Raw genomic sequence first — 26610 nt, forward strand, 5'->3', positions numbered from 1 at the left:
CCCATAGGGTATATAGAGCCAACCATGTCCTCCCCAGATCAAGTGTCCTTGTCGATCACCGGCATGACCTGCGCCGCCTGCGCCGCGCGCATCGAAAAGGTGTTGCAACGCACGCCTGGTGTGACGGCAAGCGTCAATCTCGCCACGGAAACCGCGCAGGTAAGCTGGACGCCAGGCACCGCCAGCGCGGATCAGGTGATTGCCACGGTCGAGCGCGTGGGCTATGGCGCAACCGTGCGCATCGAGCATGTCGACCCTGTACCGGCGCGTGCAGCAGCCTTGCGGGCGGAAGGACGGCAGTTACTGATCGCTGCCATTTTCACCCTGCCTTTGATGATCGAAATGCTGGGCATGCTGGGCGGCGAACATGTGGAAATCGTGCCGCGCTGGCTGCAATGGCTGCTGGCCACGCCCGTGCAATTCTGGATCGGTGCCCGCTTCTATCGGGGTGCGTGGCATAGCCTGCGCAGCGGTGGGGCCAACATGGACGTGTTGGTAGCACTGGGCACGTCCATGGCCTATGGCTTGAGCGCGGTGGTGACGCTGCTGGGTCTACATCATCAGCACATCTACTTCGAGGCCAGCGCCGCGATCATCACCCTGGTGGTGCTGGGCAAATGGCTGGAGGCGCGCGCCAAGGGCAAGACGGCGGGTGCGATTGCATCCCTGCTGGCCTTGCAACCCAAAACCGCGCGGGTAGAGGTCGATGGCGAATTGCGTGACGTCCCTATCAGCCAACTGAAAGTCGGTGATCGGGTGATCGTGCGTGATGGCGAAGCGGTGCCGGTCGATGGCGAGGTCATCACCGGCCACGCCACCATCGACGAAAGCATGCTCACCGGCGAAAGCATGCCGGTGGAAAAGACCACTGGCAGCCGGGTCTACGCAGCGACCCGCAACCTGCGCGGCAGCCTGACCTGCAAGGCGCTGCGGGTAGGCGGGCAAACCCAGTTGGCCGAAATCGTGCGCCTGGTCGAAGCTGCCCAGGGCTCGAAAGCCCCGATCCAACGGTTGGCAGACCAGATATCCGGGGTGTTCGTGCCTGTGGTGCTGGCCATCAGCGTGCTGACCTTCCTGGGTAGCCTGGCATTCGGCCTGGACGCCGTCACCAGCCTGGTTCACGCTGTGGCCGTGCTGGTCATTGCCTGCCCCTGCGCACTTGGTTTGGCCACGCCCACTGCGGTGATGGTGGGCATCGGTCGCGGTGCGCAGCACGGCATTCTGTTTCGCGATGCCGCAGCACTGGAACGCGCGCAGCACACCCAGGTGCTGGTGGTGGACAAGACCGGCACCCTGACTCGTGGTCAGCCGGAAGTCGTGGATACCGTGGTGTTCAGTGACACTACGCCAGCACAGTTGCTGCAGTGGGCGGCCAGCCTGGAACAAGGATCGACGCACCCGTTGGCCAACGCTGTACTACTGGCCGCGCAACAAGCCCTGCTGAAGCCCTTGCCAGTCAGCGCGTTTGCCACGGTCGCCGGGCAAGGCGTCGAGGCAGATATCGCAGGCGTGGGACACGTGCGGGTGGGTGTGGCTGCGTGGACGATGACTCGCGCAGGCGAAGCAAATGATCTCGGCCAAGGAAAAGAGCGCGCATCAAGCCAGGGGCGACCAGATCAAGGTCAGCAGGATCAAGGCCCGCAAGGTCAAGGCCGCCAAGATCCGGTTCAGCAAGATCACCAGCAAGCCCTGGCCAGCCTGGCCGAGCGTGGCCTGAGTCTGGTGGCCGTGTCGGTCGATGGTGTGTTGCGCGGCGTGCTTGGCATCACAGATGCGCTGCGCCCCACATCGGCCGCCGCTGTGGCTGCCCTGCACGCATTGAACGTGAAGGTAGTGATGCTGACTGGCGACCAGCCCGCTGCGGCCGCACGGATCGCGGCACAGTGCGGTATTGACGAGGTGCACGCCAGCCTGCTGCCCGCCGACAAGGCGGCTTATGTCACCAAGCTGCGTGAAGCAGGTACGGTGGTAGCAATGGTGGGCGACGGCATCAACGACGCCCCTGCCCTGGCGGCCGCAGAGGTCAGCTTTGCGATGGGCGCAGGCAGTGACGTGGCCATCGACGCAGCCGATGTCACCTTGATGCACAGCGACCTGCTGGCCGTCGTCGATGCCATTTCGCTGTCACGCGCCACCTTGCGCAAGATTCGACAGAACCTGTTCTTCGCGTTCGTGTACAACGTACTCGGCATTCCATTGGCTGCGTTCGGTCTGCTCAACCCAGTAATCGCGGGGGCAGCCATGGCCATGAGTTCGGTGTCGGTCATCAGCAATTCTCTGTTGCTGAAAAGATGGCATCCCACCCGGGCGTAAGCCTTGCAAAACCGCAGGCCAGTCCCGATTAAAAATGCTTGGTGACAAGTTTTCCCGAAGTTTGTCCGAGGATCGCGGCACGTATTGATCCCCGTACAGTCGAACCCTCACAATTTCGCCGAGGTGCCATTGTCGAGCACCCTGGTTCACGCAATACCCACAGGAGATTTTCCATGGCACAAACCACCGTCTTCAACATCAAGGGCATTACTTGCGAAGCGTGCGTTCGCACCTTGTCTGCTGCGCTGTACAAGGTCCCTGGCGTGCAGTTCGTCCTGGTCGATCAGCCCAATGCTCGCGCCACCGTGCAGTATGACGAGCAGCAAAGCAAGGACGTTGACCTGGCCAAGACGATCGTCGACACCGGATATGAAGTCGTCTGATTGCTGCACGCCGTCGCCTGAGGCGACGCGCGGGGCTGCGGCGCTGTCCTCGGCCACGTCAGCGGCCGGGGCAGCGGACACCGCAGCCGATGATTCGGCACGCACCGGCCCCAGCGTCGTCCAGCCCGGCAAGCCGCGCCTGATCTCGCGGCTCAATCGCATCGAAGGTCAGGTGCGCGGCATCACCCGCATGGTGGAAGACGACCGTTATTGCGTGGACATTCTCACGCAGGTGGCCGCCATCAAGTCGGCGCTGGATGGCGTGGCCATGCAGCTGCTGGAAAACCATACACACGGATGCGTGGCGCGTGCGCTGCGTGACGGCGATGGTGACGCGGCGATTGCCGAGTTGATGGACGTGATGAAAAAACTGAGCGGGCGCGGGCTGGGCTGACCGGGTTGCGGTCAGTGTGCAGGGTCATGCACGTCCGCGACGCCTGCCTGTCCACCAGGCGTCGATTACCAGCACCGCCACAAACCCCAGCGTGTAAGCCAGCACATCCCACCAGTCGGGCGTGCTGCCCAGCACAACACGAACGATCGGGTTCTCGATGCGCACGTGGAACACCGTCGACAGATATTGGACAAGCTCCACCAGCAGCCCGATCATCCAGGCTGCGCAAGCCAGCCACCAGTTCCTGGCCCGAATGAAGGCCTTGAAGCCCGCGTACACCCAGATCACCGCCAGCACGTCGCCAAAAAAACTGCGCAGCAGGCCAAGGCGTGCACCCACGGTGGCAAGCAGCGCCAGCAACACAAACAAGACCACCGCCCAGATGAAGGACGCGAGATCAAACCGCCAAGCGATACGCGCTTGATCGGGCGGACTGGCAGGCCCCAGGGTTCGCGACATCAGGCAGGCCTCCGATCAGTACGAGGATGGGCCGCCATGTGGCACGTCAGACATGCCGTAAACGCTGCGCGGTCGGGCAAGGCAGCCAGCACGCGTTCCGTCACCCAGAATGCGCTGATGTGATCGGCAACGATGAAGATGCCGTCCTGATCCTTCGCCACCTGCGTAACCGACGACCAAGGCACGAACAGCACACGGGAAGCGTTGTGCATCACCAAGCCACGTTCGCCGATGGCAAGTGTGTGCGCACCGTACAAGTCCCCAGCAGCGGCATGCACCCTGACAAGCATGGCGCGCTGCGCGCGGGTCAGACACAGCATGCCGCAAACAGCCGTCACCACCATCAGCAGAAACGCCAGCACCAGCATGCCGCGCCCGCCCATCTCCAAACCTCGGTCCAGGGTCTCCGACGCAATCCACATCCCGCCCGACAGCTCATGGACAGCGGTGAGCACGCCAATGATCGCACCAAGCATCGCCCCAGCCGTCAGCCAGAAGGCAAGCGACCCCAGCGATGCCCAGCCGATCCGCTTCCGCGTGCGCGTGCCGGGTTGCCGCAGCAACACGCGCTGCATGCGCATATAGGATGCGAACGACAGCGCCGGGATCTGCAGCCGGTAATCGACCACACCGATCTGCGTCTCCAGCGTCATGCCAAGGTGCTGCGTCACGTTCTCGTCCATCGTCGGCTCACTGCTGGTTGCCACATAACCAAGGGTAGAAAGACAGGCGTGCCATTCGCCACCGATGTGGCGAGGCCGCTCACTGGAGCCTGTACAAGCCGCTCTGTTGTTCCAGATAACGCATGAAATCATCCCGATCCGGCATCGCAGCCAGCAAGGATTCGGGCAGCCAATACGCGCTGATGCGGTCGGCAATGATGAACGTCACGCCTTTGTCGGCGACGATTTCGGTAATGACCGACCACGGCACGATCGAGCTGCGCGACGCGTTGTGCAGCAAGATGCCGCCATCGCCGAATTGCAATTGGTGCGCACCGAACAGTCCGCCCCCCGCAGCATGGATGTCACCCAACAGCAGGCGTTGCGTCTGGCTCAGGTAGAACACGCCGAAAAATACGCTGAGCAGCATCAGCCCAAGTGCCAGCAAGATCACGCTCAGCCCCCCGAACAGCCAGCCAGCGTCACTGTCTTCGACACCGATCCAGAGTTCAGCCGACAAGTCATAGGCCCCGGCCGCCCAACCCAGCGAGCCACCGATGACCACCAGGATCCACGTCTTCCAGTTCCAGATTCGCCCAGAGCGTTTGCGCGCTATGCAGGAAGCGGATTTCAGATCGGGCCTGAGCAGCAGACGCTGCATCCGCACATAATCGTCAAACGACAAGGCCGGTACGTTCAGCGTGTAGGCGACCTTGCCCAGCTGATGTGCCGGATGCACGAGCCCCGCTTCCTGCGTGCTTTCCATGCTGCCCCCCAATCGCTTGTTCGAGACCGCGAAGCGTATAAAAACGGGGTGCAATTCTCCAGTGATGTAGCGAGTGCTTGCGTTTTTCCCGGTGGGTCTGGCGTAAGCTTTTGCGTTCTGCGTTTTTGCGTTTTTTGTCTAAGACCGTCCCTACCTCAGTGACCACCCCCTTGTTCCAAGGAGTTCGCTTCATGACCACCCGCCGACTTGGCACCAGCAACCTGCGTGTCTCCCGCCTGTGTCTTGGCACCATGATGTTCGGCGACCGGACCGCCATCGATGAGGCCGCGAACATCGTTGCGTCGGCCCGCGAGCACGGCCTGAATTTCATCGACACCGCTGACGTCTATACCAAGGGCGCATCGGAAACCATGGTGGGCGAAGTGCTGCGCGGGCAGCGTCACGATTGGGTGCTGGCCAGCAAGATCGGCAACGCCTTCAGCAGCAATCCGAACCAGTCGCACTACTCACGACGCTGGTTGGTGCAAGGCGTGGAAGGCAGCTTGCAGCGACTGGAAACCGACTACTTGGACATCCTGTACTTGCACCGCGATTTCCACGAAGAAAACCTGGAAGAAGCCGTTCGCACGCTGGGAGATCTGATCAGCGCGGGCAAGATCCGCAGCTTCGGGCTGTCCAATTTCCGGGGCTGGCGCATTGCCGAAGTGGTGCACCTGTGCAAACAGTTGAACGTGCCGCAACCGGTGGTCTGCCAGCCCTACTACAACCTGCTGAATCGCGGCCCGGAAGTGGAAATTCTGCCGGCCTGCAAAGCGTATGGTCTGGGTGTGGTCCCGTACAGCCCGATTGCGCGTGGTGTGCTGACTGGCAAATACGCCCCTGGCCAGGCACCAGCTGCCGACACCCGGGCCGGACGCGGTGACCCGCGCATGATGGCAACCGAGTTCCGCGAAGAGTCACTGAAGATCGCAGCCGACCTGGCCGAACACGCCAAGTCGCGTGGGATACAGCCCGGCCATTTCGCCACGGCCTGGGTGCTGGCCAACCCGATCGTGACATCGGTGATTGCCGGGCCGCGCACACTGGCGCAAATGGAAGACTATTACGCCGCACTGGACGTGCAGATCACGCCGGAAGACGAGGCATTGATGGACAGCTGGGTGACGCCCGGCCACCCGTCGACACCGGGTTTCAACGACCCGAGCTATCCGTTCTTTGGACGGCCGGTCTGAGGGTCTAAGTGAAGATCAAGGTCTGAAGGTCTGAGGGTCTGAGGGCCTGAAGGTCTAAGTGAAGATCAAGGTCTGAATCGAAAACCCGGGCATGGGGAACCAAGCCCGGGCTGTCAACCTCAGTCTTCGCCCACCAGGAACAGTTTCCGGTGTTCGCGGATCGCGTAGCGATCGGTCATGCCGGCGATGTAGTCGGCAATCGCACGTGCCTGCGTGTTGTCGTCGTTGCGCTGATATTGCGGCGGCAACAGGCGGGGTTCGTCCAGGAAGGCCTGGAACAATTCCCGCACCACACGCTTGGCCTTGTTCATCACGCGCGTGACCTGATAGTGCCGATACAGCTTGTCGCGCAGGAATACCTTCAACTCGTCCGCCTCGGCACGCACACCATCGCTGAATGCAACCAGTGGCGGTGAACTGCGCACCTCGTCAATCGAGCGCGGTCCGTAGACAGAGATGCGGGCAGCCGTGGTGTGAGTCAGGTCCACGATCAAGGTGTTGATCATGCGACGGATAGTCTCGGTGATGGCGCGACGCTCCGTCACCTGCGGGTACAAGCGCAGCACTTCGGCATGATGACGCGCGAAGAACGGCACGTCGCGCATCTGCGCCAAGGTGATCAAGCCAGATCGCAGCCCGTCGTCGATGTCGTGATTGTTGTAGGCAATCTCGTCTGACAGGTTCGCCAGCTGCGCTTCCAGCGAAGGCTGGGTGCGGTTGATGAAGCGTTCGCCGACATCCCCCAGCGTGCGAGCACGTTCCAGCGAGCAGTGTTTGAGGATGCCCTCACGGGTCTCGAAACACAGGTTCAAGCCGTCGAAGGCGGCATAACGCTCTTCCAGCTCGTCAACGATGCGCAGGCTTTGGAAGTTGTGCTCGAAGCCGCCCGCATCCGGCGCGTGATCGCGCATGCAGGCGTGCAATTCGTCCTGGCCCGCGTGCCCGAACGGCGTGTGCCCCAGGTCGTGCGCAAGCGAAATGGCTTCGGCCAGGTCTTCGTTCAGGCGCAAGGTGCGCGCCACGGAACGTGCAATCTGCGCGACTTCCAAGGTATGCGTCAGCCGCGTGCGGAACAGGTCACCTTCATGATTGATGAAGACCTGGGTCTTGTATTCCAGCCGACGAAACGCGTTGGCGTGAATGATGCGGTCGCGGTCACGCTGGAAATGGCTACGCCCCTGCGGACCCGGTTCCGCATGCCGGCGCCCCCGGCTGGCCAGCGGGTCGGCCGCATACGGCGCGTCCCGGCCCGACGATGGCGCGACGGAAACTGTCATCGGTGCCTCGGGCATGAATGAGGACGGACGAGCAGCGGAAGGCGCGGGCTGACTGGCACGCGGACGTCCATACGATGACAGGCCGGGAGCGGAATCTGCAGGCGACCCGGACGATGTCTCAGGTGCCCGATACGCGGGGCGTTCGTTTGGCTGCGCAGGAAACGCTTGCGCGGGAAACGACGGTGCCGACGGTGATGACGATCGCGCGGGCGGCTGCGCAGGTGAATGAACAGGTGCCTGTGCAGGTGTGTGCGCCGATGCACGCGCAGGGGCATGCATGGGCGGCGATCCCGTCGGGCGCGTATTCATCGACTCCGACAGGCGATCCGTCAACACGGCCGGACCTTGCGGCCGGTTCACCGGTGGGACCGGCGGTGCAATGGTCGGTTCCCCAGGGACTTCGGGGTGACCACTGTAATGCGGGTGATCGGGGAAGATCGGCGCGTTCTCCAGCGGCGCGATCGTCGGCTCGACACGCGGCGGCAAACGCGGCCCGGCCATCACGCCACCTCGGTCACAACAGCCGGCAACGCCGTGCTGTCTTCAATCCGCACGGTGCGGGCAATCACCGCGCGCACCGCGTCTTCGGGCGCAGTGCGCATCTTCGCCGCGCCCAGGCTGGGCATCAGCACGAAGCGCAGCTCGCCGCCTTCGGTCTTCTTGTCGACCTGCATCAGATCGAGCCAGCGGTCGGCACCCAGGTCCGGGGCCACGGTGGGGCAGCCAATGGCTTCCACCAGGGCACGAATGCGCTGGGCATCGGCAAGCGGCAAACCGGCCACATCGGCCGACAGCTCGGCAGCCTGCACCATGCCGCATCCGACGGCTTCGCCATGCAACCAGGCACCGTAACCAAGGCCGGATTCAATCGCGTGGCCGAAGGTATGACCCAGGTTCAGCAAGGCACGCAGGCCGGTGGTTTCACGCTCGTCCTGCGACACTACATCGGCCTTGATCTCGCAGGATCGGGCAATGGCGTAGGTGACGGCTTCCGGGTCCAGCGCGCGCAGTGCGGGCGCATTGCGCTCGCACCAGGCAAAGAATTCGGTATCGAGAATGGCACCGTATTTGATGACCTCGGCCAAGCCCGCAGATATTTCGCGCGCCGGCAGCGTCTTCAGCACATCGGTATCGACTTCCACGGCGATGGGCTGGTGGAACGCGCCCACCATATTCTTGCCCAGCGGATGGTTCACCGCCGTTTTGCCGCCCACGGATGAGTCGACCTGCGCCAGCAAGGTGGTGGGCACCTGCACAAAGCGCACACCGCGCATGTACACCGCTGCCGCAAACCCGGTCACGTCACCGATCACCCCGCCGCCCAGCGCCACCAGCACGCAACGACGGTCACAACGATTGCCCAGCAAGGCATCGAAGATCAAGTTCAGCGTTTCCCAGGTCTTGTACTGCTCACCATCGGGCAATTCGACACGCAGCACGCGCTTGCCAGTGGCCGCGAGCGAGCGTTCTACCCGTTCACCATACAAACCCGCCACGACCGGGTTGGTCACCACAACAATGCTGGTGGCATCTGCGGGAATCGACTCGGCGATCTTGTCCAGACGACCGGCAGCGATGTGAATGGGATAACGCCCGCCGGGCGTGTTGACGTCAACGATAGTCATGAGCAGTCCTGTTTTTGCCACGGGGGCAATAAGGGCGACGATGGCACGGTTTTGCCACAAGCGTCGAGCATGGGCAGGATTTTTTGCACCAGGCGGGCAATCGACATCTTGCCGGTGTCGACCACCACGTCTGCAACCGATTCGTACATCGGTTCGCGCAGGGCCAGCAGTTCGCGGATCCGCCCGAGCGGATCGGCGGTCTGCAGCAGGGGGCGATTGCGGTCGGCCTTGGTGCGTTGATACAGATCGTCGGCACGGGCGCGCAGGTAGATCACCAACCCGCGTTCAGCCAGCATGCGACGATTGGTCTCCGACAACACCGCGCCGCCACCGGTGGCAAGCACCAGCATGGGTCGGCGGGTGTACTCGTCGATGATGCAGGATTCGCGTTGGCGGAACCCGGCCTCACCTTCAAGCTCAAAGATCACCGGCACGCGCACGCCACAGCGATCTTCGATCAATTGGTCGACGTCGACGAACTCGCGGCCGAGCGCGCGCGCCAGGCCGCGACCAATGGTGGTCTTGCCCGCCCCCATCATGCCCACCAGATAAATGGGCGTGACGGGACCGGCCGGTTGCGGGACCGGCTCGTCCGGGAAGAGCGAGAGAGTTTCGTTGGATGGATGCATCACCGCTCCATTATCCAGCAAGCGCCCCCTAGCGGGCAAAGCCTGTGGTGATGGGCACGTTACAAGTAAGGAATGCTGCCGGCTCAATTCGTTACAGAACCCAAATCGGCATTTCAGGTCCAAGTTCCCGTCACTCCTTATAATCAGGGAGTTAGTCTGCCGACAATGGCGCCCTGGACCCCTTGCAATCCTTCATCGGTCCGGCCGACGGCGTACATTGCCTCGACGCCCTTTCTCGAGAGCCCGCTTTCTCCATGCTTCGATTTTTCCTTAAGCTAGCCGGTATTTTTGCCGGTTTGGCCGCCTGCGGTGTTTTGCTGGTGGGGCTTGCGCTTGCGCTGGCCTACCCGAACCTGCCTGATCTGGATGCGCTGACCAACTACCACCCCAAGGTGCCGTTGCGCGTTTTCACCGCAGATAACGTCCTGATCGGCGAATTTGGCGAAGAGCGCCGCAATGTGGTCCGCATCAACGAAGTGCCTGACGTGCTCAAGTCGGCCATTCTGTCGGCGGAAGACGATCGCTTCTATCAGCACGGTGGTATCGACTGGGCGGGTGTCACGCGCGCAGCACTCACCAACTTGGTGAACCTGGAAAAGAGCCAGGGGGCCAGCACGATCACGATGCAGGTGGCGCGGAACTTCTACCTGTCGTCGGAGAAAACCTATACCCGCAAGCTGTATGAAATCCTGCTGACCTTCAAGATCGAAGCCAGCTTGACCAAAGACCAGATCCTGGAGCTGTACATCAACCAGATCTATCTGGGTCAGCGTTCATACGGTTTCGCCTCTGCCGCGCGCATCTACTTCGGCAAGCCGCTGTCTGAAATCTCGACCGCAGAAGCCGCCATGCTGGCAGGTATTCCGAAGGCACCCTCGCGTTACAACCCGGTGGTCAATCCCACCCGCGCCAAGCTGCGCCAGCAATACATCTTGCAGCGCATGAACAACCTCGGCTACCTGACGGCCGACGAATATCGCGTGGCCGCCGCCGAAGTCGTGAAGAACAAGCCGCTGGGCGGCGAATTCGCGGTGCACGCCGAGTACGTGGCCGAACTGGCCCGCCAGCTGGTCTACGACATCTACAAGGAAGAGACTTACTCGCGCGGCCTGAATGTCTACACCACCGTGCTGAAAGACCACCAGGATGCGGCTTACGCATCGGTGCGCGAAGGCATTCTGGACTACGAACGTCGCCACGGTTATCGCGGTCCCGACGCGTTTGTAGACCTGCCCGACGGCCTGGAAAAGAACCCGGAGAAATTCAACGAGTTCATCGACGACGCCCTGAACGATCATCCGGACAACGACAACCTGGTCGCGGCCGTGGTGCTGTCGGCCGACAGCAAGAAAGTGGTTGCTGCGCGCAGTTCCAACGACATCATCGAAATCACTGGCAGCGGCCTGAAGTTTGCGGCCGCTTCGCTGACCGACAAGGCCCAGCCTGCGAAGAAGATTCGCCGTGGCGCCATCGTGCGCCTGCTGAACAACGGCAAGACCGGCTGGGAAATCCTGCAGGCACCGGCAGTACAGGCCGCGTTCGTGTCGACCGACCCCACCGACGGTGCCATCAAGGCGATGGTCGGCGGCTTCGACTTCAGCCGCGGCAAGTTCAATCGCGTGACGCAAGCCTGGCGCCAGCCGGGTTCCAGCTTCAAGCCTTTCATCTATGCGGCATCGCTGGAAAAGGGCCTGACCCCATCGACCGTGATTTCCGACTCGCCCTTCGTGCTGGAAGCCTCGCAGACCGGTTCGCAGCGCTGGGAGCCGAAGAACTACGGCGGTGACTACGGCGAGCCGCTGACCATGAAGTCGGCGCTGGCCAAGTCCAAGAACATGGTGTCGATCCGCATCCTGCAGGCCATCGGCCCGAAGTACGCCCAAGATTTCGTAGGTCGATTCGGCTTTGACCCGGCCCGTCATCCGGCCTACCTGACCATGGCGCTGGGTGCAGGCCAAGTCACGCTGTTGCAAGAAGCAGGCGCTTACTCGGTGTTCGCCAATGGTGGTTATCGCGTCACGCCCTTCCTGATCGACAAGGTCACCGACAGCTCGGGTCGGGTGCTGATGCAAGCCCGTCCGCCCAAGGCTGGCGACGAGTCAGTGCGTGCCATCGACGCCCGCACTGCCTTCGTGGCTGACACCATGTTGCGCAACAACGTGCGTACCGGCACGGCCAATCGCGCGATGAGCCTGAAGCGCAACGACGTGGGTGGCAAGACCGGCACCACCAATGACTCGGTTGACGCCTGGTTCGCGGGCTACACGCCGGCACTGGTGGGGATTGCATGGATGGGCTATGACCAGCCCAAGTCGCTGGGTTCACGCGAAACCGGCGGTGGCGCAGCCATGCCGATCTGGCTGGACTACATGCAGAAGGCATTGAAGGGCGTGCCGGAACGCGAGCAGAAGCCGCCTCCGGGTCTGAAGTTCGTCAATGGTGATTACTACTTCGACGAATTCCCGCCGGGTCAGGCGATTGCATCGATCGGTGTGCCAAAGCCGGCCGAAGACCCGCTCAGCAACCTGATCGACAGCTGGGGCAATACGAGTGGCAATCGCCAGGCGCTGCCACCAAGTCAGGACTTCCCGCCTGCGGGTTCCAACCGTCCCTGGGGCACCTCGGGTCAGGTGACTCCGTAAAACCGGCGCAGACCCGGTGGCAGCCAGACAGCTGCCGCCGGGTTTTCTTCAGTCGGGCATCAGCGTCAGGTATCAGCTCAGGCTGACACGCAAGCCGGTATTGGCCTGCTCGGAAATGATTTCCGACAGCGCATCGGCCAGCTCCTTGTTGTTGCGGGAGTCGAACCAGCTGCCGTCTTCCTGCAAGCGGTAGTGGAAACCACCGCTGCGGGATGCCACCCAGATCTCCTGCATCGGAGCCTGGGTGTTGATCACCACCTGTGAACGGTCTTCGAAGCTCAGCGTCAGCACATTGCCGTTACGCTCACCCTCGATATCGATGTCCTGTTCGTCGTACCAACGGTCGACCTGGACCTCGATGGCGTCCAATACCGCGACAGCCACGGCAAGAAATTCGCTTTCGTTCATAATTTCACTTTTATTTGTGCGGATCTGGGCATGAAGCTTTCACACGCGGTGCGATCCACCACGCTCCGGCGCCCGGGTGCCGGCAGTCATCAGGGCATTGTAGCCACCCGCCTGGGTGCTGCGCTGCTTGTCCTCGGACTGCTGGCAGGCTGCGGCCAGAAAGGCCCCTTGTTCTTCCCTGGGCAAAAGCCGCCCTCCAAATCCTCAAGTTCTTCGTGATGACCTCTGCTTCCATCGCATTCCCCACGCCCGTCGGCGCTCCCCACTTCGCTTATCGCAACGGAACCCTGTACGCCGAAGACGTCGCGATCACCGGACTGGTCGAGCAGCTTGGTTCGCCGCTGTACGTGTATTCGCGCGCCGCATTGCGTGCCGCCTACGAGGCCTATCGCAGCGCCATCGGCACCCGCAACGTGCTGGTCTGTTATGGCATGAAGGCCAACTCGAACCTGGCCGTGCTGAAGGAATTCGCACGCATGGGCTCGGGTTTCGACATCGTGTCGGCCGGTGAATTGCGCCGCGTGCTGGCGGCTGGCGGCGATCCGGCCAAGGTCGTGTTCTCGGGCGTCGGCAAGACCGCTGCCGAGATGCGCGCGGGCCTGGAAGCCGGCGTGATGTGCTTCAACGTCGAATCGCTGCCCGAACTGTTGCGCCTGTCGGAAGTCGCCCACGAAATGGGCCAACGCGCGCCCGTGTCGCTGCGCGTCAACCCCGACGTCGATCCCGGCACGCACCCGTACATTTCCACCGGGCTGAAAGAAAACAAGTTCGGCATCGCCATCGATCAGGCCGTAGCGGCCTACCGCACGGCGGCTGCGCTGCCCGGTATCCGCGTGGTCGGGGTGGATTACCACATCGGTTCGCAGATCACGGAACTGTCGCCCTTCCTGGACGCGCTCGACAAGCTGCTCGACCTGGCCGACGAACTGAAAGCTGCCAACATCCATCTGGAACACCTGGATCTGGGCGGTGGCCTGGGCATCCGTTACGACAAGGAAACCACGGTCCCGGCCGCAACGCTGATCGATGCGCTGTTCGAACGCATCGAGGCACGCGGCTACGGCGACCGCAAGGTGGTGTTCGAGCCGGGCCGCTCGCTGGCCGGCAACGCAGGCATCCTGGTGACCCGTGTCGAATATCTGAAGACGACCGAAGTGAAGAACTTCGCGATTGTCGATGCGGCCATGAACGACCTGATCCGCCCCACGCTGTATGACGCGTATCACGGCGTGCTGCCCGTCAGCCCGCGCGATGAAGCCTCACGCAAGTGGGACGTGGTCGGCCCGATCTGCGAAAGCGGTGACTGGCTGGCCCGCGACCGTCGCATCGCCCTGCGCGAAGGTGACCTGCTGGCACTGGAATCGGCCGGTGCCTACGGCATGGTGATGGCCAGCAACTACAACACGCGCCCGCGTGCAGCCGAAGTCATGGTCGATGGCGACAAGGCCTATGTGATCCGCCCGCGTGAGACGGTGGATGAGTTGTTTGCGAGTGAGTCGGTCCTTCCCTGAACGGGCTTGGCCACTGACCGCTTGCCAATTACTTTGGCGACATCTGTGAATGCCCCCCAACCGTCGAACGCCCGTTCCGACTGTTGGGGTGTTTTTCATTGCGTACGTCCTGGCGCGGCGAGCCATTCATCGAAAAACGTTCACCGCCATCGTATTTCGTTAATTTCTCTCAGAAATCTGGGGTTTCTCAAAGAAGAACATCAGGAATTGCTGTTGTCCGATGGCGTGATGTCTTCAGGGTGGCTCAGGCTGAACGCCTCCGTCACCACCTGCTCAATTCGGGCAAATACATTTTCGGGTAAGTGAGCGTACTGCTTGCGCCGGTTGATCGATAATCTTCCCTGCTGAGATTGGGCCATTCGGATCAACGCGGACAGGTCGCTGCGTGGCAAGTCGAACTCGTTGTTCAGAAGCTCAAATGCTCTGTCGTAACCACTCAGCCATGCGAGCTCGCGCGGAATCTCGTCCTCGACGGCAAGCTGGACCATCCGATGAAGAAAAGCGACCTCACGACTGGCGTCGAAAAATCGGTAGGCACCGCTACCAGGATGTGCCAACACGAGTGGCTCGGTATCTGCGCGCACATAGTTCCACAATCGCGTGACGGGCTTTGAGAAGCCTTCCAATACCCCAAGATAGTCTGCAATGTGCTTTTGGATCACTGCCGACACAGGCACCACGACACTTGGCGGTAGCAGCCCAGAGTGAGTCAGCACATGGTGGATGAGGAAGCGATGCAGCCGACCATTTCCATCAAGGAATGGGTGCAGGTAGACAAAACCAAAAGCCGAAATTGCCATCTTGACGAGCACATCGGCACATCGACTGCGGTTGTTGAATGCTTCCCACCCTTGCATGGCGCGGGCGAGATCCTCCTGGGGTACGGGAAAGAAGGTGATCCGGTCGGCGTTCTCCAGCCAGTTTTGCCGTGTTCGATATGACGCCTCGTGGCTGAACACATCACGTACCACCGCGTTCTGAAGGCTCACCAGCCAGTCCTCGCTGACCTGCTGCGTCTCGCCCGCTCGGCGCAGCAACTGTACGAATCGCTCTTGCTTGTCCGAGCTGGGGCTCTCTTTCTCGATAGCAAAACTACTTCGCGTTTCGGAGAGGTACAGATAGCTTAGCGCTCGCTCGTACAAGACTGGATCGGTGACAGACGCCAGCGTTGCGCGCGCGCGTTCAAGCAATTCTGCAAGCGAAGGTGCAGTGGCAAGTGCTTCGCGACGAACTACTGGGGAAAAATCGGCCGTTCCCAGGGCGTTGTTGCGGATACGAAACCGCTTGTCGTTGATGGGTCTGTCAGCAGTGACATACTCGTCAGCGGAGAACAAATCAACATAGGCACCGGCAACCGTGACGTCACCGACAGAAAGCGGACGCCCGGTCAGCCATTCCCACAAGTGGCATGCCCGGCGAATCGGAACGCTGTTCGGCGTTTGTCTAAATCGAACCTCGAGTGCTCCGGGGTACTCCCACACATTGAAAAGTGCGTCGATCACTTCCAGGTTCACTCCCTCGTGGCGAAGGGCGAACTCCAAATGACCAAGTACGGAATCATCGATCGCCACGCTCTGGGGAAACAGGACGCGATCAACCGAGTCGACGCGGCGATTCACCGCAGTACTGGTCGAGGACGGTCTGTTCAACGGCGTGACCGCCAGTGAAAGCTGCTCGATCAGACGGGCGTACCCAAGCGATGTCATGAAATTATCGAAATCCGTTTAGAGGAATCGAAATCCTATTACAAATCGCCTGATTTTCAATAAATAATCGAAAATCCATATTCATCAAACGATCTGGTGCGCCGAGACACATTGCATATCGAAAGAACGAATCCAAATAAAAGGGCCGAGGCCGGTGCAACACCGGACTCGGCCCTTTTAATCTGCCAGCGCCCGTGGGCGCTTCAAGCTCTGCGGCTTAGTACTTCACGCGCGCGATGCTTTCCTGGCTGCCCTTCGGGTCCTTCTCGCCGATCTTCACCGAGGTGTAGACCACGCCATTCTTCTCGTCCAGCGCCAGGCTGTTCGGGTGGGTCGGCAGGCTGACGCTTTGCAGTGACTGGTAGGTCTTGCTGTCGAAGATCTGCACCGTGCCGCCGCTGCGGTTGGCAATGAACAGACGCTGACGGCTCTTGTCCAGCACCACGCCGATCGGGCCGCCATCGGCAGGCATTTCGGCCAGTTGCTTGCCGCTGGTGGCGTCCAGCACCACGACACGGCTACCCGGGTTGGTCGACTTGAAGCCCGGGATCGACTTTTCCTGATAGCTGCGGATGTTGGCCGCGCCCTGGTCGGTCACGAAAATACGGTTGGTCGCCGGATCGAACACCAAGTTCATCGGTTGTTCGATGCCGGTGTTCACGCGCTTGGCAACCTGCAGCGTGCGCGTGTCGATGGTCACCACTTCGCCCAGCAGATTGGACGTGAACAGACGGCCGCCAGCGGCGTCCAGCACCAGGCCCGGGGCCTTGGCACGGCCCAGGCCTTCAATCGTCTTCTCGACGGCCAGGGTGCGGGTGTTCACCACGAACATCACGCTGCCGTCGCCGGAATGGCCGGTGACGTACAGACGCTGGTTGGCCTGATCGACCACCAGTTCACGCAGATCATGCGTGTAGCGTTCCTTGCCGTCGGCACCCTTGGTCTTTTGCTGCAACTGGACCACACCGATGACCTTGTTGGCGTTCAGATCAACGACCGTGACCGAGGTGTCCACGGTATTGCCAACGTAAAGGCGGCCTGCGGCATCATCCAATGCCACGCCAAAGCCCTTGCGTGCCAGCGGGATTTCACCTTCCACTGCCAGGGTTTGCGGATTCAGGCGCAAGACCTTGGAGGCGTCAGCGGTCGCGCCGAAACCACCCGACGACGCCACGAACACGGCGTTCAGGCGCGGGCTGTAGGCCAGTTCGTACAGGCCTTGTGCCAGCGTCTGACGCTGAACCTGCGCAGCAACCGGCGCGGTCAGCGCCGTGTCGCTGGCTTGCTTGGGCGGCACCTGAGAGCAAGCGCCCAGTGCAATGGCAAGTGCGATGGCGGTAAGCGGGGTTTTCCAGTGAATCATCGGGTGCAGCCTGTCGGGGGGAATGAACAAGACGACGAAGATAACCGATTCACGAATGAAAATCAGTCGCACTTCGAAACGAAGTGCCGGATGCGGTGGGCGTGCGTGCAGAATTCACTATTTGCGCGATTTACAGGTTCGGATCGCCGGGCACTTTAAGATAGAGGGCACGGCCTGCCGATCATGGCCTGCGGCGCACCCTGTGCGTCAGCAACCGGACCGGGACTGTCGTCATCAACTTCCCCTTACAAGCACTCATGCCCGATATCGCATCCGAACCGACCGAGCCAGCCATGCACGAGACGGAGCGCGACAAACCTGCGGCTGCGGAACGTTCATCGCTGTTCATCGGCTCCGCAGAAAAGACCTTCCAGGTTCTGCAAGCCTTCGATGGTCCACAGCGTCACATGACCTTGGCCGATATCGCGCGTGCAGCGGGTCTGGATCGCAGCGCCACGCAGCGTGTCGTCTACACGCTGGAAACGCTGGGTTATCTGCGACGCATCCGGGGCACGCGCAACTACGGCCTGACGCCGAAGGTGCTGCAGTTCTCGTACAACTACATCTGTGCCAACGAGTTGATCGACAAAGCCTCGCCGTATCTGCTGGATGTCAGCCGGACGCTGGGTGAGACTTCCAACCTGCAGGAACTCGACGGCAACGAAGTGGTGTTCACGGCGCGCTTTCCGGGGCGTCACATGGTGAACATCAACATCGTGGTCGGCAGCCGGCTGCCTGCGCTGTTCACGGCATCGGGCACGGTGATTCTTTCCGGGCTGCCCGAAGCGCGCCGCCACGAAATTCTGGCGGCTACCGATCTGACACCGGTCACGCCGTACACCGTGACATCACCCGAAGCCTTGCTGCGCCGAATCAATGTCGCGGCCGAGAAAGGCTACGCGATGTGCGTGAACGAGACCGTGCTGGGCGATATCTGTGTGGCCGCGCCGATCACCGATCAGCATGGCATGGCGATCGCCGCGATCAATGTGTCGGTGCCCACCACTCGCTGGACGCCGGAGAGCGCGGAAGCCGAATTGGTGCCTCATGTGCAGGTGGCGGCTACCCGGATTTCACAGGCGAAGATCGCGACGGCCTCGTTCTTCTGATCGGGCACCGATTCGCCGTGACCAGCCGCGCCACAGTCACCGCCTGAGAGGCGCTGACTTTACAAGCGCGCCAACCGCTGCCGGTAATCTTCTGACAGCGCGGATTCGCCCAACTGTCTGGCAGCGGGCACGCCCAGCAGGCGCAAGGCTGTCTCGAATTCCTCGCGCAGGATCTGCAGCACGTCGGCCACGCCCTGGGGGCCGGTCGCCGCCAAACCGAACAAGGGCGCACGCCCCAGCAGCACGGCCTTGGCACCCAGCGCGCGCGCCTTGGCAATGTCATCGCCACGGCGAATACCGCCGTCGACCAGGATGTCGAGCTTGTCGCCCACCGCATCCACCACGGCCGGCAGCACTTCCAGGGGACTGGGCGCGCTTTCCAGTTGCCGGCCACCGTGGTTGGACAGGACCACCCCATCGGCTCCGTAACGCAGCGCCAACTGCGAATCCGCCACCGACAGCACCCCCTTGATCAGCACCGGACCACGCCAGTGCGAACGCATCCAGGCAATGGCATTCCAGTCGAGCGACATGTCCATCTGGCGGCTCATCAGCGCAGCCTGCGCCTGCATGCTGACGGGCACGTCTGCACTGTGCGCCAGGTTCACCAGCTGAGGCGAACCGCCCTGGCGCAGCATGCGCACGCACCAGCGTGGGTGCGTGGCCACATCCATCACCAAACGTGGCGTGATGCGCAGCGGCATCTTGAAGCGGTTGCGGACATCATGGTCGCGCTTGCCATGCACCATGGTGTCCACCGTCAGCATCAAGGTGGAAAACCCCAGCGCCTGGGCACGCCGCATCATGTCTTCGGCAATGCGGCGGTCCTGCTGCACATACAGCTGCAACCACAGATCGCCCGCGGTCGCGGCGCGCACATCTTCCAGCAAGGACGTAGACGCCGTGGACATGGCAAACGGCAGCCCCGCCGCATGCGCTGCCCGCGCCAAGGTTTCTTCGGCCTGTGGCCAATACAGCCCGTTCAGGCCGGTGGGCCCCACCACGGCGGGCATGCTTTGCACCTGACCGAACAGGCTGACGGTGGCATCGACGGTGCTTACGTCACGCAAAATGCGCGGGTTGAACAACAGTTGTTCGTAGGCGGCCAGATTGCGCGCCAGGCCGCGCCCGTCTTCCGCGCCGCCGTCCAGGTAGTCAAACGCAAAACGCGGCAGGCGGCGGCGCGCCAGCGCGCGATAGTCTTTGATGGCAGGAAGCATCAGCGTGGCCTGTTCGCCCCAAGGGGCCGACGCCCGTTTTCAAGGGGCGATGAACATAATGAACGTGGGGGCATTTCCATCCTGGCGGTGCTCGTCAGCCTAGACTTCCGAGATCGCCAGTTGCTTCTGCAATTCCACCCGCAGCTTGGCTTCCAGTTCCGGCGCCGCCTGCACCAGCGGTGCCAGCATGCGCGGCGCGTCCACACCGATCATGTCCATCACCGACTTCATCGGCCCCGGATTGGTTTCCGAGAAGGCCAGGTTCATCAGCGGGATCAGCGCACGGTGCGCAGCCAATGCATCGACCGTGCGGCCGGCGACCGCCAGATCGTAGATATTGCGCCAGGCTCTCGGCAGCAGGCTGGCCGTGACCACGATGCCGCCGCGTGCGCCGGCCGCCAGGTGCAGCGGGAACAGCGAATCTTCGCCGCTCAGGACCGCGAACGAATCGTCCACACCCGCCATCACCTGCAGAAAGTGGTACATGTCGGTGTTGCACGCCTTCATGCCGATGATGTTCTCGTGGCGCGACAATTCGTGCAGCAAGGCGGGGTTGATCGCCACCCGCGTGCGGTACGGAATTTCGTAGATCAGGATCGGCAGCGGCGACGAATCGGCATAACGCAGGAAGTAGTCGCGCACCCCTTGCTGCGTGGGGTTGGTGTAGTAGGGCGTGAGCACCATCAGCGCATCCACACCCACGTCGGCAAAGGCCTGGCCGGCTTGCATGGCGTCGTGGAATCCGGGGTCCAGCACACCTGGAATCACCGGCACTTTGCCATCGACTGCCTTCACGCAAGCGGCTGCCATCTTCACGCGCTCGGCACGCGACAAGGACCCATATTCACCCGTGCCGCCCAAGGGCACGATGCCATCGACACCCTGCTTGAGCAGGTAGGCAATCAGCGCCTCGGTGGCCGCGACATTGATCGTGTCGTCGGCGTTGACGGGCGTGGGAATGGCGGGAAGAACTCCGCGCAGACGGCTTGCATCCATGGAAAATCCTTGGGGGTGATGTCAGGGTTTCGTGCGGTGGTGCGAAGGCAATGCTTCAGGGGTCGATCACGGCATGGCGCACCCTCGGGCGTGGCAATAAGTCGTGGTGCCATTCATGGCGCGGATTCCTTTCATTGCGCAGCACTGCGACGACGCAGACGATCCGCCGTCCAGATCAAAGCCGCCACAAACACGAACAGGCAGGTCGATACCGCGGCAATCACAGGCGAAATCTGCAGGTTCACTTCATCCCAGAACTGCTTGGGCAGGGTCGCATTCAAGCCGCCCGAGGCGAACAAGGAAATCGTCAACTCATCGAAGGACGTGGCGAACGCAAACAGGAAGGACGACAGCAAACCTGCAATCAGAATCGGGAAGGTGACGTGACGCAGCACCTGACTGGGTCGTGCACCCAGGCTTTGTGCAGCCAGGTCCAGGCGCGTGTCGTAGTTGCGCAGCACGGCCATCATGGTCATCACGACATAGGGCACGGCGATCACCGTGTGGCCAAGCGTCAGGCCCAGCGTGGTACCGGCCAGCCCTACCTTCGAGAACATGTAGAACATGCCGACTGCGATGATCATGCGCGGCACGATGATGGGCGACAGCACAAAGGCCAGCATCAAAGACTTGCCACGCATCTTGGCGCGCACCAGCAGGAATGCGGCGGGCGTACCGATGAACATGGCCAGCAGTCCAGACCCGATGCCCACGATCAAGGAGCGTGTCAGCGCCTGCATCCACAGCGGCGATTCCAGCACCTGCTGGTACCACAGGAACGAGAAGCCGCGCGGCGGCCAGTTCAAACCCGACGACCCGGCAAACGACAGCGGAATCATCAGGATGGTGGGCAGGCTCAGGAAGGCCAGAATCGCCAGCACCACCATCAGCAGGCCACGCGACTGACCAGGTTCACGACGGCCACGGCGACGCTTCGGCAGCAAGGATGCCAAGCCATCGGATACCTTGGCCAGCACGTTCAGTACGCCTTCGCTCAAGGCCACTGCCCAGCGGCTGCGCGCACGCGGTCCACGATCATCGGCCACCGTGCCGGTGATCGACGACAGTCCCAGCACGCGGTCATACACCGCAAACACTGCCCCCACTACGATCAGCAGAAAGACCGAGATTGCGCCGGCGAAGCCCCAGTTCAGGGTCTGCTCGACCTGCACGATGATGATCTGCGCGATCATGGTTTCGCGACGACCACCCAGCAGCGCCGGGAAGATGAAGAAGCCCAGCGCAGTCACGAACACCATGATGGATGCGGCCGCGACACCCGGCATCGACAACGGGAAATACACCCGCCAGAACGCCGAGCCAGGACGCGCACCCAGGGTGAGTGCTGCACGCGGCAGGCTGCGGTCGATGTTCTCCATGACTGACAACATGGTCAGCACGGCCAGCGGCATCAGCGCATGCACCATGCCCACCATGGTGCTGCCGAAGGTGTAGAGCATGGTGATGGGCGCATCCACAATGCCCAGCGCCAACAACAACTGGTTGACCACGCCATTGCGGCCCAGCAGCACGATCCACGCAAACGCGCGCACCAGGAAACTGCTCCAGAACGACAGCAGCACCCAGAACAGCAGACCGCCCTTCTTCTGCTGCGGCCACGATGAAATCAGATAGGCCACCGGATAGCCTGCGATCACCGCAAACAGGGTGGTCCAGAACGCGATCTTCAGCGTGATCAGCAAGACATTCAGATAGACCGAGGACGAGAACAGCTGCATGTAGGACGCCATGCTGAACTCGCCGCCCTTCTGCACGCTGAGCAACAGCAGCTGGGCAACCGGATACACCAGCAAAGACAGCAGCAGCACCACCAGCGGTGCGCCCAGCATCACGTTGCGGAAGGTGGTGCGACGCGCCACGCGCGCAGACGGATTGACAATGGCGTTCATGCGCCTACTCCGCAATCGCCACTGCATCGGCAGGTTGCCAATGCAGTGACAAGGTGTCGCCCACACGATAGGAATCTGCCTGTCGCGAGGTCGGCAAGGCAACAGTGATGGGCGTGTCACCGGCAAACGGTGCGCTCAGATAAAGCTTGGTCAAGCTGCCCGTGATCATCACGTCGACGACCGTCGCAGACAGGCCGGGCATGTCTACGGACGGTGTGCGCGACAGGTGCAGATTCTGCGGGCGCACCATCACGCGCACCTTCTGGCCAACGGTCAGCGGACGACCATCGGCTGCGGTCTTTGCAGGCACGCGCCCCTGGTCGAGCATCACGCCGATGGTGTCTGCGCCGACGGAGGAAATAGTGGCTTCGAACAGGTTGGACTCACCCAGGAAGTCGGCCACGAACAAGGTGCGCGGGTTGAAGTACAGGTCCCCCGGCGTGCCCAGTTGTTCGATGCGTCCGCCATTCATCAGGCAGATGCGATCGGACATGGTCATCGCTTCCTCCTGATCGTGCGTGACATACACGATGGTGGTGCCAAGCTCGCGGTGAATGCGCTTGATCTCAAGCTGCATGTGATCACGCAGCTTCTTGTCGAGCGCGCCCAGCGGTTCGTCCATCAGGATGATGGACGGCCGATAGACCATGCAGCGGGCCAGTGCAATTCGTTGCTGCTGGCCGCCGGAAAGCTCTTTCGGAAAACGCTTGCCCAGGTGCGGCAGGCGCACCAGTTCGAGCGCTTCCTGTGCTTGTTTGCGCGCCTGCTCCGGCGCGATATTGCGCATCTTCAATGGGAACGCGATGTTCTCTTCCACCGTCATGTGGGGGAACAGCGCGTAGTTCTGGAACACGACCCCGATGTCGCGCTCGTAAGGCGCGACATAGGTCACATCGGCACCATTGATGAGCATCTGCCCCTGGTCCGGCTGGGCCAGGCCTGCAATCAGGCTCAGCAGCGTCGTCTTGCCCGAGCCCGACGGTCCGAGCAAGGTCAGGAATTCGCCTTGGGCGACGTCCAGGTCGATAGGTGCAAGTGCCACGAAATCGCCGTAGCGCTTGGACAGACCGGAGATCTTCAGATTGGAAGAAGGCATGTGCTCACGTAAATCAATGGTCGAAGAAAGTGCGCCGGCAAGGCGCGGGGTCGCGGTGTTTCAGCGCCTTATTTCAGAACCCAGTCGTTAAAACGCTCGATCACCGCCGCCTGGTTTTCCAACCAGTAACGTGCATCGATCTGCAGGCCGTTCTTCATGTTGTCGGGGTTGGTCGGGCTGTTCTTGGCCACGGCCGGATCGACGTACTGCAAGGCACCCGGATGCGTGAAACCAGCGGGATAGAACTCGGCCTGAATGGCCTGGCGCTTCGGGTCCGAGGCATACACGATGAACTCTCGGCAAGCGTCGGCGTTGGGCGTACCGGCCAGAATCGACCAGTTGTCCACGCCCCAGAGGTTCTGGTTCCAGACGATGGAAATGTCGGCACCCTTGCCCATGGCTTGCTGCGGACGCGACACCCAGGTGGCAACCATGTCGACTTCGCCCGACATCAGCATCTGTTCGACCTGCGCACCCGAGTTCCACCACACGTCGATCTTCGGCTTGATCTTGTCCAGGCTGGCAAACGCACGATCACGATCGATCGGGTAGACCTTGTCGGTGGGCACGCCCGCGCCCATCAGCGCTTCTTCCATGGTGTCGAACGGGTGCTTGCGCAGCGAACGACGACCCGGGAAGTCGTTCACATTCCAGAAGTCAGCCCACGACTGCGGTGCTTTCTTGCCCTTGAAGGCCTCGTTGCGATAGGCCAGCACGGTGGTGTAGACGTTGGTGCCCACGCCATACGGCGACATGTACTTGGCAGGAATGTCGGCCACGCCGGGTTGCGATTCCAGGCCGTGCTTTTGCAGATACTGCTTCTCGCCGCTGGTCAGGATCAGGATCGCGGGCTGGCTGATCTTGGCCATGTCCCAGGTGTAGTTGCCCGTCTCGACCATGCCCTTGATCTGCGCCGTCGGTTCCGCATTGGCCTGCACCGGCACGACCTGAATGCCGGTCTTTTCCGTGAAGGGCTTGTAGAACGCCTTGGCGTAGGCCTGGCTGTAGATGCCACCGTCGTCACGGATGACGATGCGCTTGGTGGCGGCGCGCGACGGTGTCCAGATGGCGGGCGCGATCAGCGCGGTTGCGCCGGCGGCAGCCGCCTTCAGCAGACTGCGTCGCGAGATGGGGGCGTTGAACGAAGACGTCATGATGGCTCCTGGGGTCGTGGTAGGGGCAGACAGAGAGACGAGCGATACACAGCGGCGAACAGCACTGGCAGATGGCACCCCATGCTTGCCGCAGCATGAAGGTGCTGGTTGTCTTCAGGTGGTCCGCAACGCAGCGCCGTGCATCGCGGCCACCGGCGGATCATTCGGGTGGCAGCACACGTCCGGGGTTGAACAAACCATGCGGATCGATCGCGCGTTTGACGGCATGCATCAGCTGCAGCTCGGCCGCAGGCTTGTAGTGCGCCATCTCGCCGATCAGCGTCTGACCAATGCCGTGCTCGGCGCTGAAGGTGCCGCCAAGTTCGTGCGACACCTCGTTGACCACGTGACGCACGTGATGCGCCATGGCGGTCTTGTCGGCAACCGCATCCCACTGATCGAAGCTGAAGAACGGGATGAAGTGCGCGTTGCCGTCGCCCATGTGGGCCACGACCGCCACCGGCATGTCGGGCACGATCTTGTGCACGGCGGCCGTGGCGCGCGCAATGAATTCGGCCACTTTGGAGACTGGCACCGCGCAGTCGGTCGTCAGGCCAACGCCTTCTTTCTTGTTCGCTTCCGACACGCTGTGACGCAGCTCCCACAGCGTGGCGCGCTGCGCATGGTTGGCAGCGATTACCGCATCGCGCACCCACTCGCGCGCCATGGCTTGCTCCAGCACCTGCTGCAAGCGGGTGTCCAGCGCCTCGGCGCTGCCGGTGTCAGACAGCTCGATCAGCACATGCCAGGGGTGTTTGCCAGTCAACGGATTGCGGCGTCCCGGCATGTGTTGCAACACGTTGTCGAGTTGCTGTGCATTGATCATTTCATAGGCCGACATCTGCGCGCTGCAGCTTTCCTGGAACAGCGCCAGGATGTTCAGCACGGTTTCCGGGCTGTCCACGCCCAGCCATGCCACCGCATAGGCGGTGGGCAGCGGGTGCAGCTTCAGCACCGCGCTGGTGATGATGCCCAGCGTGCCTTCGGCTCCGATGAACAAATGCTTGAGGTCGTAGCCCGTGTTGTTCTTGCGCAGCGCGTATCGACCGTCCCACAGCGTGCCGTCGGGCAGCACCACTTCCAGGCCCAGCACGTTGTCGCGCGTGTTGCCGTAGCGCAGCACGCTGGTACCACCAGCGTTGGTGGCGATGGTGCCGCCTATCTGGCTGGAGCCTTCGGCCCCCAGGCTGACGGGGTACAGGCGGTTGGCGGCAATCGCGGCTTCCTGCACGGTTTGCAGCACGCAGCCAGCTTCGACTTCCATGGAATTGTTGGCAGTGTCGACGTTCAAGATCTTGCGCATGCGCGACAGGCCGATGATGACCGGGCGCTGGCCGGTGGCCGAGGGCACGGACCCGCCGCTCAGGCTGGTGTTGCCGCCCTGGGGCAGCACCGGCACGCGTTGCGCGCTGCACAGTCGCACGACGTCGGCGACTTGCGCGGCGGTGCGCGGCAGCACGACGCACGCGGCTTCTTCGCGGAAGCGGCCCCGCCAGTCTTCTGTGTACGCAACCGTGGCACCAGGCCCTTGCAGGACCGCATCGGGGCCGAGAAGTGCGCTGAGGGTGTCGGGCAGGTTCATCGTGCGTTCCTTGTTTGCACCGTTTTGGTTCACCTGGTCGCGGTCTTTTGCGATTGGGTTTTTCGATGCAAGTCCTATGCCAAGTAATCTTATAGAGAACGTATTAATTGATATGCGATTAATACGTGTTAATGGGATGTGAGTATGCCGCCGATGCGAGGCGCTGGATACGAGGGAATACGTGGGTTTTGATTGGATGTTGCGGGGTTATG

23 protein-coding genes are annotated in these 26610 nt (G+C 61.9%); 8 read left to right on the forward strand and 15 right to left on the reverse strand.

Going from position 1 to position 26610, the window contains the following annotated elements:
- The first annotated feature begins 24 nt into the window (after positions 1–24).
- From FXN63_RS24745 to FXN63_RS27350, 3 genes are all read left to right on the forward strand, one after another.
- Entirely contained in the window at positions 25–2313 is a 2289-nt protein-coding gene (locus tag FXN63_RS24745; RefSeq protein WP_148818166.1) for a heavy metal translocating P-type ATPase, read from the forward strand.
- A gap of 173 nt (positions 2314–2486) precedes the next feature.
- Positions 2487–2696 carry a heavy-metal-associated domain-containing protein gene (locus FXN63_RS24750; RefSeq protein WP_148818167.1) on the forward strand — a complete coding sequence of 70 codons (210 nt, stop codon included), beginning with the start codon at positions 2487–2489 and terminating at the stop codon, positions 2694–2696.
- On the forward strand, positions 2683–3090 hold the full coding sequence (locus FXN63_RS27350) for a metal-sensing transcriptional repressor (protein WP_187395027.1): 408 nt from the start codon (positions 2683–2685) through the stop codon (positions 3088–3090). Before FXN63_RS24750 ends, FXN63_RS27350 begins: the two co-directional genes overlap by 14 nt.
- Positions 3091–3114: 24 nt before the next feature.
- Here FXN63_RS27350 and FXN63_RS24760 read toward each other — a convergent pair whose 3' ends face one another.
- From FXN63_RS24760 to FXN63_RS24770, 3 genes are all read right to left on the reverse strand, one after another.
- The gene (locus tag FXN63_RS24760; RefSeq protein WP_148818169.1) at positions 3115–3549 is read right to left on the reverse strand and encodes a ribosomal maturation YjgA family protein; all 435 of its coding nucleotides are present in this window, start codon (positions 3547–3549) and stop codon (positions 3115–3117) included.
- A complete protein-coding gene (locus tag FXN63_RS24765) occupies positions 3549–4232 on the reverse strand; it encodes a YcxB family protein (protein WP_148818170.1) in 684 nt (227 codons plus the stop codon). Before FXN63_RS24765 ends, FXN63_RS24760 begins: the two co-directional genes overlap by 1 nt.
- Before the next feature lie 79 nt (positions 4233–4311).
- Entirely contained in the window at positions 4312–4977 is a 666-nt protein-coding gene (locus FXN63_RS24770) for a YcxB family protein (protein ID WP_148818171.1), read from the reverse strand.
- Positions 4978–5168: 191 nt separating this feature from the next.
- Here FXN63_RS24770 and FXN63_RS24775 point away from each other — a divergent pair, with 191 nt between their 5' ends.
- Positions 5169–6170: an aldo/keto reductase gene (locus FXN63_RS24775; RefSeq protein WP_148818172.1), complete on the forward strand. Its 1002-nt coding sequence runs from the start codon at positions 5169–5171 to the stop codon at positions 6168–6170.
- 119 nt (positions 6171–6289) lie between these two features.
- On the opposite strand, the gene FXN63_RS24780 is transcribed toward FXN63_RS24775, so the two are convergent.
- The 3 genes from FXN63_RS24780 to FXN63_RS24790 form a co-directional block, all read right to left on the reverse strand.
- Positions 6290–7447, reverse strand: coding sequence for a deoxyguanosinetriphosphate triphosphohydrolase (locus FXN63_RS24780; RefSeq protein WP_148819805.1), 1158 nt, complete (start codon positions 7445–7447; stop codon positions 6290–6292).
- A 500-nt stretch (positions 7448–7947) separates the two neighbouring features.
- A complete protein-coding gene (gene aroB, locus FXN63_RS24785) occupies positions 7948–9072 on the reverse strand; it encodes a 3-dehydroquinate synthase (RefSeq protein ID WP_148818173.1) in 1125 nt (374 codons plus the stop codon).
- Positions 9069–9611 (reverse strand): shikimate kinase, encoded by a 543-nt coding sequence (locus FXN63_RS24790; protein WP_246165296.1) that lies wholly within the window; start codon positions 9609–9611, stop codon positions 9069–9071. Before FXN63_RS24790 ends, aroB begins: the two co-directional genes overlap by 4 nt.
- A 344-nt stretch (positions 9612–9955) precedes the next feature.
- On the opposite strand from FXN63_RS24790, the gene FXN63_RS24795 reads away from it, so the two are divergent.
- Positions 9956–12343 (forward strand): penicillin-binding protein 1A, encoded by a 2388-nt coding sequence (locus tag FXN63_RS24795; protein ID WP_148818175.1) that lies wholly within the window; start codon positions 9956–9958, stop codon positions 12341–12343.
- Positions 12344–12415: 72 nt separating this feature from the next.
- On the opposite strand, the gene cyaY is transcribed toward FXN63_RS24795, so the two are convergent.
- A complete protein-coding gene (gene cyaY, locus FXN63_RS24800) occupies positions 12416–12751 on the reverse strand; it encodes an iron donor protein CyaY (protein WP_148818176.1) in 336 nt (111 codons plus the stop codon).
- A 30-nt stretch (positions 12752–12781) separates the two neighbouring features.
- On the opposite strand from cyaY, the gene lptM reads away from it, so the two are divergent.
- Together lptM and lysA are read left to right on the forward strand one after the other, a co-directional pair.
- Positions 12782–12970, forward strand: coding sequence for an LPS translocon maturation chaperone LptM (gene lptM / locus FXN63_RS26930; protein ID WP_148818177.1), 189 nt, complete (start codon positions 12782–12784; stop codon positions 12968–12970).
- Entirely contained in the window at positions 12970–14262 is a 1293-nt protein-coding gene (gene lysA / locus FXN63_RS24810) for a diaminopimelate decarboxylase (protein ID WP_148818178.1), read from the forward strand. The genes lptM and lysA overlap by 1 nt, the downstream gene beginning before the upstream one ends.
- A gap of 200 nt (positions 14263–14462) precedes the next feature.
- Here the strand turns inward: lysA and FXN63_RS24815 are convergent, their stop codons facing one another.
- Positions 14463–15968, reverse strand: coding sequence for a Fic family protein (locus tag FXN63_RS24815; RefSeq protein ID WP_148818179.1), 1506 nt, complete (start codon positions 15966–15968; stop codon positions 14463–14465).
- 217 nt (positions 15969–16185) lie between these two features.
- Positions 16186–17331: a YncE family protein gene (locus FXN63_RS24820; RefSeq protein WP_148818180.1), complete on the reverse strand. Its 1146-nt coding sequence runs from the start codon at positions 17329–17331 to the stop codon at positions 16186–16188.
- Between the two features lie 293 nt (positions 17332–17624).
- On the opposite strand from FXN63_RS24820, the gene FXN63_RS24825 reads away from it, so the two are divergent.
- Positions 17625–18440 carry an IclR family transcriptional regulator gene (locus tag FXN63_RS24825; RefSeq protein WP_222864114.1) on the forward strand — a complete coding sequence of 272 codons (816 nt, stop codon included), beginning with the start codon at positions 17625–17627 and terminating at the stop codon, positions 18438–18440.
- A gap of 59 nt (positions 18441–18499) precedes the next feature.
- On the opposite strand, the gene FXN63_RS24830 is transcribed toward FXN63_RS24825, so the two are convergent.
- From FXN63_RS24830 to FXN63_RS24855, 6 genes are all read right to left on the reverse strand, one after another.
- Entirely contained in the window at positions 18500–19660 is a 1161-nt protein-coding gene (locus FXN63_RS24830) for an alpha-hydroxy acid oxidase (protein WP_148818182.1), read from the reverse strand.
- 99 nt (positions 19661–19759) lie between these two features.
- Positions 19760–20656 (reverse strand): 4-hydroxy-tetrahydrodipicolinate synthase, encoded by an 897-nt coding sequence (dapA, locus tag FXN63_RS24835; protein ID WP_148818183.1) that lies wholly within the window; start codon positions 20654–20656, stop codon positions 19760–19762.
- Between the two features lie 131 nt (positions 20657–20787).
- The gene (locus FXN63_RS24840; protein ID WP_425468751.1) at positions 20788–22506 is read right to left on the reverse strand and encodes an ABC transporter permease subunit; all 1719 of its coding nucleotides are present in this window, start codon (positions 22504–22506) and stop codon (positions 20788–20790) included.
- Between the two features lie 64 nt (positions 22507–22570).
- Positions 22571–23662: an ABC transporter ATP-binding protein gene (locus FXN63_RS24845; RefSeq protein ID WP_148818185.1), complete on the reverse strand. Its 1092-nt coding sequence runs from the start codon at positions 23660–23662 to the stop codon at positions 22571–22573.
- A 68-nt stretch (positions 23663–23730) separates the two neighbouring features.
- Positions 23731–24816 carry an ABC transporter substrate-binding protein gene (locus FXN63_RS24850; RefSeq protein ID WP_148818186.1) on the reverse strand — a complete coding sequence of 362 codons (1086 nt, stop codon included), beginning with the start codon at positions 24814–24816 and terminating at the stop codon, positions 23731–23733.
- 160 nt (positions 24817–24976) lie between these two features.
- Positions 24977–26398 carry an FAD-binding oxidoreductase gene (locus FXN63_RS24855; RefSeq protein WP_148818187.1) on the reverse strand — a complete coding sequence of 474 codons (1422 nt, stop codon included), beginning with the start codon at positions 26396–26398 and terminating at the stop codon, positions 24977–24979.
- Between the last annotated feature and the right edge of the window lie 212 nt (positions 26399–26610).

Source organism: Pigmentiphaga aceris, from assembly GCF_008119665.1.
GTDB classification, from domain to species: Bacteria; Pseudomonadota; Gammaproteobacteria; order Burkholderiales; family Burkholderiaceae_B; genus Pigmentiphaga; species Pigmentiphaga aceris.